8 protein-coding genes and 1 riboswitch are annotated in these 13,666 nt (G+C 52.4%); of the genes, 4 read left to right on the top strand and 4 right to left on the bottom strand.

Features of this window, described 5'->3' with window-relative positions; translation table 11 throughout:
• The coding region (locus OB13_RS01010) for an SDR family oxidoreductase (RefSeq protein WP_461488278.1) at positions 1–1,427 on the bottom strand (1,427 nt) is incomplete at its 3' end.
• A gap of 267 nt (positions 1,428–1,694) precedes the next feature.
• A riboswitch (SAM riboswitch) is annotated at positions 1,695–1,798 on the top strand.
• 277 nt (positions 1,799–2,075) lie between these two features.
• Between OB13_RS01010 and OB13_RS01005 the strand changes: the two genes are divergently transcribed.
• The 4 genes from OB13_RS01005 (at position 2,076) to OB13_RS00990 (ending at position 6,636) form a co-directional block, all read left to right on the top strand.
• Positions 2,076–3,404: an O-acetylhomoserine aminocarboxypropyltransferase/cysteine synthase family protein gene (locus OB13_RS01005; RefSeq protein ID WP_461488277.1), complete on the top strand. Its 1,329-nt coding sequence runs from the start codon at positions 2,076–2,078 to the stop codon at positions 3,402–3,404.
• 4 nt (positions 3,405–3,408) lie between these two features.
• Positions 3,409–4,467, top strand: coding sequence for a homoserine O-acetyltransferase family protein (locus OB13_RS01000; RefSeq protein ID WP_461488276.1), 1,059 nt, complete (start codon positions 3,409–3,411; stop codon positions 4,465–4,467).
• On the top strand, positions 4,448–5,704 hold the full coding sequence (locus tag OB13_RS00995; protein ID WP_461488275.1) for a homoserine dehydrogenase: 1,257 nt from the start codon (positions 4,448–4,450) through the stop codon (positions 5,702–5,704). Before OB13_RS01000 ends, OB13_RS00995 begins: the two co-directional genes overlap by 20 nt.
• 356 nt (positions 5,705–6,060) lie before the next feature.
• Positions 6,061–6,636: a hypothetical protein gene (locus OB13_RS00990; protein ID WP_461488274.1), complete on the top strand. Its 576-nt coding sequence runs from the start codon at positions 6,061–6,063 to the stop codon at positions 6,634–6,636.
• A gap of 91 nt (positions 6,637–6,727) precedes the next feature.
• Here the strand turns inward: OB13_RS00990 and lysA are convergent, their stop codons facing one another.
• From lysA to OB13_RS00975, 3 genes are all read right to left on the bottom strand, one after another.
• Positions 6,728–7,873 (bottom strand): diaminopimelate decarboxylase, encoded by a 1,146-nt coding sequence (gene lysA, locus OB13_RS00985; RefSeq protein ID WP_461488273.1) that lies wholly within the window; start codon positions 7,871–7,873, stop codon positions 6,728–6,730.
• Positions 7,866–9,197 (bottom strand): aspartate kinase, encoded by a 1,332-nt coding sequence (locus tag OB13_RS00980; RefSeq protein WP_461488272.1) that lies wholly within the window; start codon positions 9,195–9,197, stop codon positions 7,866–7,868. The genes lysA and OB13_RS00980 overlap by 8 nt, the downstream gene beginning before the upstream one ends.
• Positions 9,198–9,341: 144 nt before the next feature.
• Entirely contained in the window at positions 9,342–13,586 is a 4,245-nt protein-coding gene (locus tag OB13_RS00975; RefSeq protein ID WP_461488271.1) for a T9SS type A sorting domain-containing protein, read from the bottom strand.
• Positions 13,587–13,666 lie beyond the last annotated feature (80 nt).

The following is a 13,666-nucleotide window of genomic DNA, read 5'->3' as shown; positions in this document are numbered from 1 at the left end:
ATTATATTGCGTAGCATACCTTTGAAAATTATAAAATGAAAAGGCAGCATGCTATACCAGTACAACCTGCCGGCCAAGCCATCGGGGCGGAAAACCGCCAGCTGCTCCAGGTAATTTTCATCGGCTTCTGTACAGATCTTAAACTGCAGCCAGGCCTCACCGGGCAGTTTCATTTCGGCATAGAGCAGCAGGCGTTTTCCTTTTCTGTCAGCGGCCAGCACGCGCCAAAAATCAATGGTGTCGCCGGCTATGACGTCTTTTGCATGCCGCCTGCCCCGCTGCAAACCCACACCTCCCACCATCTTGTCGAGCAGACCCCGTAGCTGCCACAGGAAATCTGTTTTGTACCAGCCCCGCTCACCACCAATGCTCAGGATGTTGTTCATCACCTCCTCCGGGTCCCGGTCAAAGCGGGCTTTCTGCCTGTCTGTCAGCACGCCGTGTTCTGGTATTTGTACAAAATCCATGAAGTCGGGGAGGATAGTGCCGCTGACCAGGGCATCTTTCCAACTGGATACCACCAGGTTCTGCTCCATCTTGGTAAAAGCCAGATTGACAGCGCTTTCATAGCTGAGGCATTTGTGGGGGATGAGTTCCTGCAGGGTTGTATCCTTTACAAGGGCATCATTCCGCAGGCTTTCTACCAGGCTGCGGGCCAGGAAATAGCTGGTGCTGGTGACAAAGTAGAGCCAGTAAGACGACAGTTTGGGTGTGAGTATGGGCAAGGTATAGATGCGCCGCTTCAGGTTCCGGAACCGGGCCAGTTGCTCCAGCATCTGCTTGTAGGTAAGTACATCGGGTCCGCCGATCTCGAAGCGACGCCCGTAGCAATCCGGCCTGTCGAGTACCTCAGTCAGGTAAAAGACCACATCCCGTATGGCAATAGGCTGGCACCTGGAATACAGCCATCGGGGAGTGATCATTACCGGCAGTTTCTCTACCAGGTCGCGGATGATCTCGAAAGACGCGCTGCCGGAGCCGATGATGATGGCTGCCCGCAACACCGTCAGAGAAGCTTTTGCCCGGTCCAGCACGTCTTCTACCTGCAGCCGCGACGCCAGGTGCCTGGAGAGCTGGGCATCGTTGGCAATGCCGCTCAGGTATACGATCTGCCGGGCAGTGGTGCGGTTCAGGTAGGCTACAAAATGGACAGCCGATGCGTGCTCTGCCTCCATGAAATCGACGTTGCCTGCGCCCATCGAATGTACTAGGTAGTACGCCGCATCAATGTCTTTTGGCAGTCCTTCGAGTGTATCGGGCTTTAACAGGTCGCCTTTTACCACTTGTACTTTTTCCTTCAGGCTATCGGCTACCACAAAGCGGCGCGGATCCCGCACGAGGCATACCACTTCATGCTTGTGCTCAACCAGCACAGGCAGTAGTCGTTTGCCTATATAGCCGTTTGCGCCTGTCAGGAGTATCTTCATTGCTGCTGGTTTGTTTGTTTTCGATTATGGTTTACTGTTGAGAACAGCCGGGCCTTACTTATGTTCCGGTGCTGCAAGTTTATCTGTTACAGGGGATGTTACCACAAGGTATAGCTTGTGAAAATTCCTGTTTTGTAAAGGCTTGGTATACAGTAGCATATTTTTAAATTTATTCGAAAAATTGAAATTTAATTCAATAGAAGTTTGGATTTACTAAAATCGCTCCCTAATATTGCAACCATCAAGTCAGATATCCCGAGGGGTATTGATTTATAAAGAAGCGCGGAGAGACAGGCTCTGTGAAGCGCTAGCAACCAGCCACCAGGCAAGGTGCTAATTCCTGATTCCGGATGTTCGGAAGACTATAAATTGATAACAGTATGAAAAAGGGAATTAAACCAGCTCAGTCATTTTTATCATTACCGGCAGCCTATCTGCCTGTTTCTACCCATGCCGCAGCACATGCTCTCATGTGTAACGCTATGCGCATGTGTTGTTGCTGTTGCTAGCACGCAAACCTCCACTCACCCTGCTGCATTTCTGCTAAGCCACTGGCATTGCCTGTAGCGATAGGTCATGTCGCAATCTCTTAATTCTTGTCTCAGACAAGCTAATCTAATCTATCATTTATCTCAAATCAGAACCACTATGGCAACTCCATTTCATTTCGACACGTTACAGCTGCACGCCGGCCAGGAAATAGACCCGACAACCCGCTCACGCGCAGTTCCTATCTACCAGACCTCCTCTTACGCTTTCAAGGATGCCGAGCATGGTGCGAACCTGTTTGCCCTGAAAGAGTTCGGCAACATCTATACCCGCATCATGAATCCCACGACGGATGTGTTCGAAAAGCGCATCGCGGCCCTGGAAGGTGGTGTGGCAGCCGTAGCAGTGGCGTCCGGACAGGCGGCTCAGTTCATCGCACTTTTCAATATTCTGCAGGCCGGTGACAATTTTGTTTCCTCCAGCAATCTCTATGGCGGGAGCTTTAACCAGTTCAAAGTGTCCTTTAAGCGACTCGGTATCGAAACACGTTTCGCAGAGAATGATGAAGTGGAAAGCTACGCCAAGCGGATCGACGAAAATACCAAAGCTATTTATGTGGAAACGATTGGCAACCCGCGCTTCAATGTTCCGGATTTTGAGGCCATCGCTGCGCTGGCAAGTGCGCACAATATTCCGCTGGTGGTGGACAATACCTTCGGTGCCGGCGGTTACCTCTTCCGTCCGCTGGAGCATGGAGCCAACGTGGTGGTGGAGTCCGCTACCAAGTGGATCGGCGGCCATGGCACCAGCATAGGCGGCGTAATCGTGGATGGTGGTAATTTCAACTGGGGCAACGGCAAGTTTCCGCAATTCTCCGAACCATCCGAAGGGTATCACGGGCTTAACTTCTGGGAAGTATTCGGTGCCGATGGTCCTTTCGGGAACATCGCCTTTTCAATCCGGGCCAGGGTAGAAGGTTTACGGGATTTCGGTCCTGCCATCAGTCCTTTCAACTCGTTCCTTCTGTTACAGGGGCTGGAGACGCTTTCGCTGCGGGTAGAGCGCACGGTGCAGAATGCGCAGATACTGGCCGAGTGGTTGGAGCAGCACGAGCAGGTGGAAAGCGTGAACTACCCGGGCCTGCCATCCAGCAAATACCACGAGCTGGCTAAAAAGTACCTCAAGCGGGGCTATGGTGGTGTGCTGTCTTTCAAGCTGAAGGGCGATAAGAAACAGGCAGAAACATTTGTCAACAGCCTGCAACTGGTCAGCCACCTCGCTAACGTAGGCGACGCCAAAACCCTCATCATACACCCGGCATCCACCACGCATCAGCAGTTATCGGAGCAGGAACAGGCAAACGCCGGCGTAGAACCCACCTTACTCCGTTTATCTGCCGGCATAGAATATATCGACGACATCAAAGCTGACCTCGAACATGCTTTTGCCAGCGTGCGACAAGGTCAATCAGAACCCGTTTTACAGTAACAGAATGCCAACTCATTTAGATTTTTATTATCAGCAGGCTTTTGAGCTGGAGTCGGGCGCTATACTGCCCGGCTTCAAACTCGCCTATACCACCTATGGCCACCTGAACAAGGAGCGGAACAACGTGGTATGGGTATGCCATGCCCTTACCGGAAACGCTGACTTCACCGATTGGTGGAGCGGTCTGTTCGGCGAAGGCAAGTTGTATGATCCTGCTGACTGGTTTATAGTTTGTGCCAATACGCTGGGCGGCTGCTACGGCTCGACCGGGCCTTTGTCAGTTAACCCGAAAACGCTGCAACCCTTTTACCACAGCTTTCCGCAACTCACCAACCGGGACATTGTGCAGGCTTTTGATTTGCTGCGGCAGGAACTGGGGCTGGAGCAGGTGCATACCCTGATTGGAGGCTCGCTGGGCGGGCAACAGGCGCTGGAGTGGGCGGTGCTGAAGCCAAAAGTTTTTCAGCGTCTGGTACACGTGGCCTCCAATGCGCGCCACTCTGCCTGGGGTATCGCATTTAACGAGAGCCAGCGCATGGCCATTCGGCAGGACCCGAGCTGGAGCAGTAACTCCGGGGAAGCGGGGCTGGAGGGGTTGAAAACGGCCCGTGCTATCGCCATGCTTTCTTACAGGCACTACAGCTGCTATGAGGCATCGCAGCAGGAGCCCGGCAACAGCATCACTGACAACTTCCGGGCGGCCTCTTACCAGGTATACCAGGGCGAGAAGCTGACAAAACGTTTCAATGCCTATACCTACTGGCTGCTTTCCAAAGCGATGGATTCGCACCACATCGGCAGGGGCAGGGGAGGCGTGTCCAAAGCCCTGGGGCATGTGGCAGCCCGATGCCTTTTTGTGGGAGTGGATACAGACCTGCTCTTTCCGGTGGAGGAGCAGCGCTTTTTGCACCAACAGGTGCCCAGCTCCAGCTTTGCTCTTCTACATTCCTGCTACGGGCATGATGGCTTCCTGGTAGAGACAGAGCAGCTTAGCCGGGCTATTAACGAGTTTTACAGTACAGATCCAGTAAGAATAGTACACTATGAAAATACAGAAATTTAAGAAGCGCATCGGCATCATCGGGTTTGGCTGCGTGGGACAGGGACTTTATGATGTGGTAGAGGCAAACAAACACCTCGGGCTGGAAGTAGGTCGTATCTGCGTGAAGGACAAAGAGAAACCGCGCACGCTGCCAACGGCTGCCTTTACTTACGATGTGCAGGAGCTGCTGCAGGACAAGTCACTCGATATTTTGGCAGAGCTGATCAGTGACCCGGAAGAGGCCCTGCTCATTGTGCGGCAGGCGCTGCTGCAGGGCAGAACGGTTGTGTCAGCCAATAAGAAGATGATTGCCGAAAACCTGCCGGAGCTGATTCAGCTGCAGCAGCGCTATGGCGGTGTTTTGCTCTACGAAGCATCCGTTTGCGGCAGCATCCCGATCCTGCGCACGCTGGAGGCCTATTATGGCGCTGAGCCGCTGCTGGAAGTGCGGGGTATACTCAACGGCTCCTCCAACTACATCCTGAGCAAATTGCAGAATGAAGGCGGCACCTACGCCTCGGCGCTGCAGCAGGCCCAGGCCCTGGGCTTTGCAGAAGCGGATCCTGCCCTGGACGTAGAAGGTATAGACGCTCTCAACAAGCTCTGCATCCTGGCAGCACATGCCTATGGCCTGCTGGTGCACCCGGACCAGGTGCTGCACTTCGGCATCAGCCACATCACCCCGGAAGTGGTAGAGTTGGCGGCTTCGCTGGGAGCCAAGATAAAACTGGTAGCCACCATAAAACCGGACCAGGAAGGCAATGTGTCGCTGCAGGTAATCCCAACATTTGTGACCGCTGATGATGCGCTGCATGCAGTGGAGGCGGAGTTCAATGGGGTAGAAATAAATGCCCGATTTGCAGGGCAACAGTTTCTGAAAGGCCGCGGAGCAGGCAGCCATCCGACGGGTTCCGCTGTCTGGGCTGATGTGACCGCCGCACTTCGCGGATACCGCTATACCTATCCGAAGCTTTGTGTGAACTCCCCGGCTGCTGTGATGGCAGCAGATGCCGTTACCTTGCTCCTGCAGGGCCCGGAGCAGCAGCTGAAGTCCCTGTTGCAGCAGCTTCGTCCGCTGGAAGTGTACAGCATGGAGGTACCCGGACAGGTAGTAGTCCGGGTGAAACCGCAGGAGGTTTTTCAGCAGCAGGAGCTGATCAAGCAAAACAACATATTTGTTGCACTCATTCCACAATCAGTCCCATTGGAAGATGTCCTGCAGCTGGATGCCAGCCCGGCGGCGGCCTTCGTGTCGTGACCGCCGGAACAAAAAATAGAAATTTCGAAATTGTTAAAATAATGCTATTTAAATATTTTTAATTATTTGATTTTAAAATTGCATCTATTGAATATGCAAAATCAGTAAATAGCTACCTGTCAGGGTTTAGTAGATGGGCTGTAAAATATCTATATAAATAAGATTGATATTTATGGCTCTTCTGTTATTACAGTCGTACAAAGAATAATTATGGACGATACGTAATACTGACGGCAATGAAAACTTATATACCCTGGCTTGGCTATCTGCTTCTAATAATCATATTTTCTTCCTGTAGGAACGACACTGCATCTCCGATACGCAACGTGCGTTTTGACCCGGGTCTTCTGAATCCTTTGCAGATAGCAGATGGTGCTCCCTGCGGAGCGTACAGTTACCAGGCTGCTGGTCAGCCGAAAGCTTTGGGATCCATTTACAGCAAAATGATCCTGGTTTCTTTCCCGGACGAATATACCCACGAACAAGCCGTAGCGGCCGCTGCAGGGTATGGTTTTATAGAAGAGCTCGGCCAGCCGGTACGAACTAATTCCGCCAGGATGTACCCGGTGAAACTGGTGGAGGGCCTGAACTGCAAGCAGGTCGGGCAGGCGATCCGGCAATTGCAACTGGACCCTAACATAGCCTATGCAGCCCCTTATTTTTTGACAGAGGAGGATGGCATGGTTCAATTACGGGGTATATCCAACGAGTTTCTGGTTACTATAAGCGGGCAGCAACAGGCCGAGCTGATCGTAAAACGTCTGGCGAATGCCACCAAAACAGTGATCGTCACCGCTTTGGATGACAATACCTTTGTGCTGCGGGCCGATAAGAACTCCCGCGGGAATGCCTTGGAAATGGCCAATTTCTTTCAGGAGCAGCCGGCCGTAAAACAAGCAGAACCTGATTTTGTGGTATCGCTGGATCTGTAACACCTTGCCATAGTTTCATTGATGTTTATATAAAAAAAGCCCCTGTTCTGATACCGGAACAGGGGCTTTTTTTATAGGTATACTTTCAGGTCTAACTCATGTAGACAGCCGCGACACGGTCGCGCAGGTTATAAGCGGAGGCCATGACCTCGCCATAGGCACCGGCCGTGCGAATGGCCATCAGGTCGCCCCGGCTTGTTTCCGGAAGTACCACGGCCTTCCCAAAGCAGTCCGACGATTCACAGATAGGGCCTACCACATCATAGCGTTCTTCTGCTGCGGTACTGGTGAGGTTCTCTATTTTGTGATACGACTGGTAGAGCGCGGGTCTGATGAGTTCGGTCATGCCGGCATCCAGAATGGCGAAGTTGGTCGTTACGCCTTTTTTGATGTAGAGAACCTTAGAAATAAGCGAACCGCTTTGCGCTACCAGTGCCCTGCCCAGTTCAAAATGTACCTGCTGGCCGGGGCGCAGTTCCAGAAACTGGTTGAACAAAGCAAAATAAGCTTCAAAATCAGGTATAGGCTGTTGCTCCGGGTTGTAGTAATCCACGCCCAGTCCACCGCCTACGTTGATGTGCTCCAGCTGCAGGTTATGCGACTGGAACCAGTCCTGAAATTCATTGACCCGGGTGCACAGATTCCGGAAAGCAGACAGATCGGTGATCTGAGAACCGATGTGGAAATGCAGGCCAATCAGCGACAGGTGCGGCAGTGTTTTGAGCAGCGCCACTACTTCCGGCAGTTCCCAGGCGTTGATGCCAAACTTGTTTTCTTCCAGGCCCGTGGTGATGTACTTGTGCGTATTGGCATTTACGTTCGGGTTGATGCGCAGCGCGATGCGTGCTGTCTTGCCCTTTGCCTCTGCCAATTCATTCAGCACGAGGAGTTCGTGACTTGACTCGCAGTTAAAGCAAAAGATGTCCTGATCGAGCGCATAGTTGATCTCGGCGTCCGATTTGCCCACGCCGGCAAAAACCACGTGCTCCGGCTTAAAGCCGTTTTCGATCGCACACTTTACTTCATTGCCACTTACGCAATCAGCACCAAAAGCTACCCGGCGCACTTCGTCCAGCACCGGGCCGTTGGTATTGGCCTTCAGGGCATAGTGCACATGAAAGTTATACCTGTCGGCTTCTAGTTTTGCCTTTTGCAATGTCTGGCGCAGCAGGTTGAGGTCGTATACATAGAAGGGAGTGGCATGCTGCTGCAGCTCCTGTAGGGATAGATTAAGCATGGTTTGTGCTCCTTTCAAAAATGCCGTCATTCAGTAAGATCAGGGCTTTTTCCTTATCGGTTGAGTTGATCAAAACGCTGATGTTGTTCTTGCTTCCGCCGTAGGAGATCATGCGGAGCGGAATGTCTTTCAACGATTCGAATATCTTGAGGCCGGAGCCGCTGCGCGCTGCGATAAAGTCACCGACTACACAAATAATGCTTTGGTCTTCATCCACTTCTACCTGGCCAAATTCCTCCAGCTCCTGTACAATCTCGTTCAGGAACTTTGGATTATCGATCGTGATCGACACCGCTACTTCCGATGTCGTGATCATGTCGATCGGCGTCTTATACCGTTCGAACACTTCAAACACACTGCGCAGGAAACCATAGGCCAGCAACATGCGGCCCGATTTGATCTTGATCGCCGTGATGCCGTCTTTTGCAGCCACCGCTTTGATGCTGCCACCGCTGCTCTTAGAGGAGATGGTGGTGCCGTGCGCATCCGGCTGCATGGTATTGAGCAGGCGCACCGGAATGTTCTTCTGCTTGGCAGGCAATACGCTGGAAGGGTGCAGGATCTTTGCCCCAAAGTAAGCCAGCTCTGCCGCTTCATCAAAAGACAATTCCGCAATCGGGAACGTATTCTTTACAATCCGCGGATCGTTGTTGTGCATGCCATCAATGTCGGTCCATATCTGGATTTCAGATGCGTCAGCGGCAGCACCGATCAGGGATGCAGAGTAGTCGGAGCCACCCCGCTTCAGGTTATCCACTTCCCCGAAAGCATTGCGGCAGATGTACCCCTGCGTAATGAAGAGGGTAGCACCCGGGTACTTTTCCAGTTCAGCCTTCAGGTTTTTGGCGATGTAGTCCGTGTCCGGCTCTTCGTTCTCATCTATCTTCATAAAGTTGAGGGCGGGCAGCAGCACAGAAGGTATAGCCTGCTCTTCGAGGAAAAACTGGAACAGAGCAGTAGACAGGAGTTCACCCTGTGCCAGCACAGCGCGCTCTTCATAAATGGTAAAGAGGTCGAGTGTGAAGGAACGTATGTGATCGAAATGATTATGTAGCAGCTCCAGGGCCTGTTTCTTTTTATCTTCGGTGGTGTAGAGTACTTCTACGACCTGTTTATAGGTATCATGCAGCGCATTGATCAGCGCATTCGCTTCCTGGTTGTCATTCTGGTATAGCTTCTCCGCTATTTGTACCAGCTGGTTGGTAGTACCCGACATCGCCGAGAGCACCACGATTTTAGGCTCCCCGTCATGGATCAGGTCAGCCACCGCTTTCATTCTTGCGGCTGAACCTACGGAGGTCCCTCCGAACTTTAGAACTTTCATGAAGTAAGATTTTTATAATTCCAGCAAAATTAATGAAAAGTGCAGAGTTTCCTGATAGAAACATCAGGGTGATTGCATTTTATGCAACAAAAAAGCGGCAGCCTTTCCGGGCCGCCGCTTTTGCTTTGAAGGTATAGGTATGGCTTAGTTCTTAATGATCTTGGTCGTGGACTCCATGCCACTGCCTACGATCTTCAGAATATACATGCCTGAGTTGAGTTGCTGCAGTGACAGTTCCAGGGCATTGGCACCTGCCTCCAGTTCGAGTGTCTTACGCAGCACCTGTTTGCCGTTTATGTCAAAGAGGAAGAGTTCTGCCTGCTGGGTCTGAGGCGCCGTAAGTGTCACCTTGATAATGTCGGTGAACGGGTTCGGGTATACCTGCGTGGTAAGTTCGCTGGCCAGTCCTTTTGCCGATACAGCAATTACTTTGCTGTAGGCGAAGGCTCCGTCAAGGTCCACTTGCTTCAGCCTGTAATAAACGGTTCCGTTGACCGGAGCTTTGTCCTGGAACGCATACCTGTTCTCCACGCTGGAGTTGCCTATACCTTTTACGGTTCCCACCTTCTCGAAAGACTTCGCATCGCTGCTGCGCTCAATTTCAAACCGGTCGTTGTTCTGCTCCGATGCGGTGAGCCATTGCAGCGTTACCTGGTTATCCCGCACAGTAGCCGTAAAGTAAACCAGTTCTACCGGCAGTGGTACAATGATCGGTGAATCTTCCGAGATGACAAGCGTGATCGTGAGGTCCGTCTGGTCACCGAAGCGGTCTGTCAGCCGGACACTCAGCTCATACATACCGGTCCGCAGCAATTCCGGTCGTGTCACGGTAAGGTTACCATTGGTCGGGTTCAGCGCAACTCCCGGAGGAACTGCTCCACCTAGCAGGATGGCTGCTACCACACCTCCATCCGGATCCACGGCTGTAGCAAGGGCATCACCCGGAACGTACTCATCCCGGAACTTGGGAGGAGCAATCACATAAGTTGCTTCACAGTTAACCGTAACCGTGACCCGATCCATAACAGGCGGAGTGGCAGTTCCACCACAGGAAGTGGTTACAGACCATTCAAAAACATACTCCCCGGAAACCAGTCCGCTGATAGAAGTAGTAGGATTGTTAGGGTCTGCAAATAGTACCTCTCCGCTACCCGCCGGCTTGCTTACAGTGGACCAGGTGCCCACACCAGGCGCAGGGGAGGCAGCTGCCAGGATACCCTCCGTGCCACATACTGTCTGATCTTCCCCGGCATTGGCAACACCGGCTTCGTTCGTCACCCGGACAGTCGCTGTTTCGAGCATTCTACGAGCAGGGCAACTGGCGCTGGAAACCTCTGCATAGAAGGTATAGGTGCCGGCAGTAGGAAGCGGATTTGAATTTACCTTAACCACTTCCCCCGTGCCTGTAAAGGTAGCTAAGAGTTGTGCAGTGCCGCCTCCTGGATTTGTCTGGAAGATACGGTAGGTATAGCCGGCATTCGCTTCGGTGGACACATTGATGGCAGCAGGTCCTCCCACGCATACGCTGGCTCTTTCCGCAAATACCGGTCTGTCGATGGCCGGTCCGGAAATAACAGCGGTATACCGTGCAGGGTCTGTCAGGACACAGTTGTTGGCCGTGTTGGTGATGACTATGCCGTAAGAAGCATTGGCGTTAACTGGACCAGTAGATAAGCTGATCGCTGCGCCTGTGCCTGCTACAGCATTGCCCACCAGTTCTCCGGTGGCTTCGTTTAGTAACTGGTAGGTATAGCCTGTTGCCGAAGAGCTTAATTGCAGCGTAACTGTGGATCCCGCACAGATGTTGCTTGTAAGCGGAGTCACCTCAAAGTCGGTCGGTGGTTGCGGCAGTATGGTTCTGGTCACGGTACCATCGAGTATGGCCTCGCAGCTTGCCGGGATATTTTCTCCTGAGGAGCTTGTAACTCTGCGGGCTCTCACCGAAATAACCACCTCGATGTTTTCTGCCGTTTCGTTGGCTATCGGTCCTGAAGTGAGTGTGATGGCGCCTCCTGTTCCCATGACAGAGGTGCCCGACGCTTCATCCCCAGCCAGCAAGGTATAGGCAACGCCTAATTGTGACGAAGCCAGATTGACTGTTACTGTGCCGCTTCCACCGCAAAGGATGTCCGGTGAAGTAGACGAAACAGTATAGGAGGTCGTAATCGGAAGACAATCGACGATCACACTTTCAGCAAATTCACTTGCGCATTGTCCGGCAGCGGTAACAGTCGCACTGATCGCAGACCCGGCAAAAATTTCGCTTCTGGAGTATCCGGTCAGCGTCCAGGTGCCGTTTTCAGGTATCACGATGGGTGTGAAAGGAGTGCCGTCGATGTAGAGCGTCAACTGAGCACCTGCCGGGCCAGTACCCGTAATCGATGCGGCACCTTCCTGAATGGGGGCATTGATGGTTAAGCCTGCTGCAGATGTCTGTGGCGTGGCTGTTACGGGTTCAGAGTCTACGCTTTGCGTACCGCCAGGAGCTGTCGCACGCGCTGTGAAAGCCGTTCCTGCAGGTATAGATAGCCCGCTTACCGTCCAGAAACCGTTTTCATTCACAGTGCCTGGGGCTCCTACTGCTGTGCCCCCTGCATATACCTGGATGGATGTGCCTGCTGGCTCCGTTGAAGTGCCGGATACACTGCTTGTCACACCGCAGTACTCGCCCGTAATGACAGGAGCGGTTGTCGGGCAGGATGTCACGGTTGCAGTTCCTGATTGGCCATAATAGACCGAAGCTGTTCTTGCTCTTACATATAGTCTGTCTCCGGCTTTGTAGCCCAGGTTAGCCGTAAGGCTCCAGGTACCATCCGCACCGGCAGCCACGGTATAGGCATTGTCTGTTGTTGTCACCAGGTATAGGGGCCGGTCGTTGAGGAATAATGTAACGAATGAGCCCGCAGCCGCTGTGCCTGATATCGTAGTGGTACTCACGCAGACAGGGGAAGTAGTGACGGCAGGAGCAGGAGCTGTGGGAGGTGCTACTGTATTTACCCGCCAATTGAGCGGGGAAGATGGATTGGATTCACATCCACTGCCTATTTGCTGGGTAGCTGTATAAACGCCCTCCGGGATACAGTTATTTCCATTGGTGCAGAATGTATACGTCCAACTGCCAGTAGTGCCGGTGCCGGTAGCGGTTGTATTTGCGACAAGTATGCCATTTCGATACAGCCTGATACTGGCTCCCGGAGTTGCAGTGCCCGATAAGGCTCTTCGTTGGTTACCTGATGGTGCGCTAATAGTTGGTGCAGCCGTTGCGCAGGTTGTGGCTGTTACTACTACAGTATTCGAAGTTTCTGAAACAGGCCGGTTAGGAGCCGTGGCAGTGGCGGTAATGGAGTTGCCTGCTGCCAGCGTTACACCGGAAGCTAATGTAAGTGACCAGGAACCATCTGCTGCTACTGTTGTGGTACCGATCGGAGTGCCGTTTCGCATTACCTGGATAACAGTTCCCGCAGGCTCCCGCGAAGTGCCTGCGATAGTGGTTGCTGCTGTCGTGATAGGCGAACTGATAATCGGAGCGAAGGTCCGGATGGCACCGACTTCGTCGGTTACCAGGTCGTTGAGCGTTAGCGGAGGAAAAGTGCCGATGATGTCACGCCAGGCAGCAGGTGCGTCCTGGTTGTAGCTTCTGAAGTCGACACCTGCTACATCAGCAATCATATCGGTTGCCGTTAACGCGCTTTGGGTGGAGTTCAGGGTATTTGCAGCCATACGCAAAGGGGTCGTGGCTGTGATCTGGTTGTTAAATGCAGAAAGGGGTACATAAAAATCATAGAAGTAATCCGGACTGCCTCCTCCAGTAGACGCTGCTTCCGCCTTTTGGGAGTGCTGGAAAAAGGCTCCGCTGAAAAGCGTCTGCTTTTCATTGCCACTATGTTGAATAACCGTTACGGCCGAATTGGAAGACAGCAGTACTTCGAATTCAAAGCCTGGATTAGCGCCGGTTCCGGCAAACGTATTGTCGCTGTCGATGAGCACACTGTACCCCCTCTGTGAAGAAGATATTCCTCCTAGTCTAAATCGGAATAGGAGGTTCTGCCCATCAAAGAAAGCCTGCAGCGGAGCAGGAGATGCCAGGTCCGTATGGCCTCCTGAGGTGCCATTCTTGCTGTCACCCAGCGGTTCAGAATTCAGCGTCGGGATAGCACGGTATGGGATTTCGCTCTGCCCGGGACCAATGTCATCGGTGCCTGAAAAGCCGTTTGCTGTGGCCGAAATATATCCGTCGTCATTGGGATCTAGGATGCGTTCACCGCCGCTTGTGGCTGGCTGAAAAATAAGGCCGGGTGTTTGAGCAAAGGAAGCCGATAGCGCTATCAGGAATACCAGCATCGCCAGGAAACAGCGAAGCAGTAATCTTCCGTGTAAATATGTTTTCATAAAATGAGATAAAAGTGTTTAATAAGTAAACTTTGTTAGTTTGTAAGTCAATTTCTTGCTCCTTGTCAGAATAGGTTAAA

Source organism: Pontibacter sp. HJ8 (assembly GCF_054824225.1).
The sequence above is the reverse complement of the archived record's forward strand: the minus strand, read 5'-3'. Positions and strand labels throughout refer to the sequence as shown.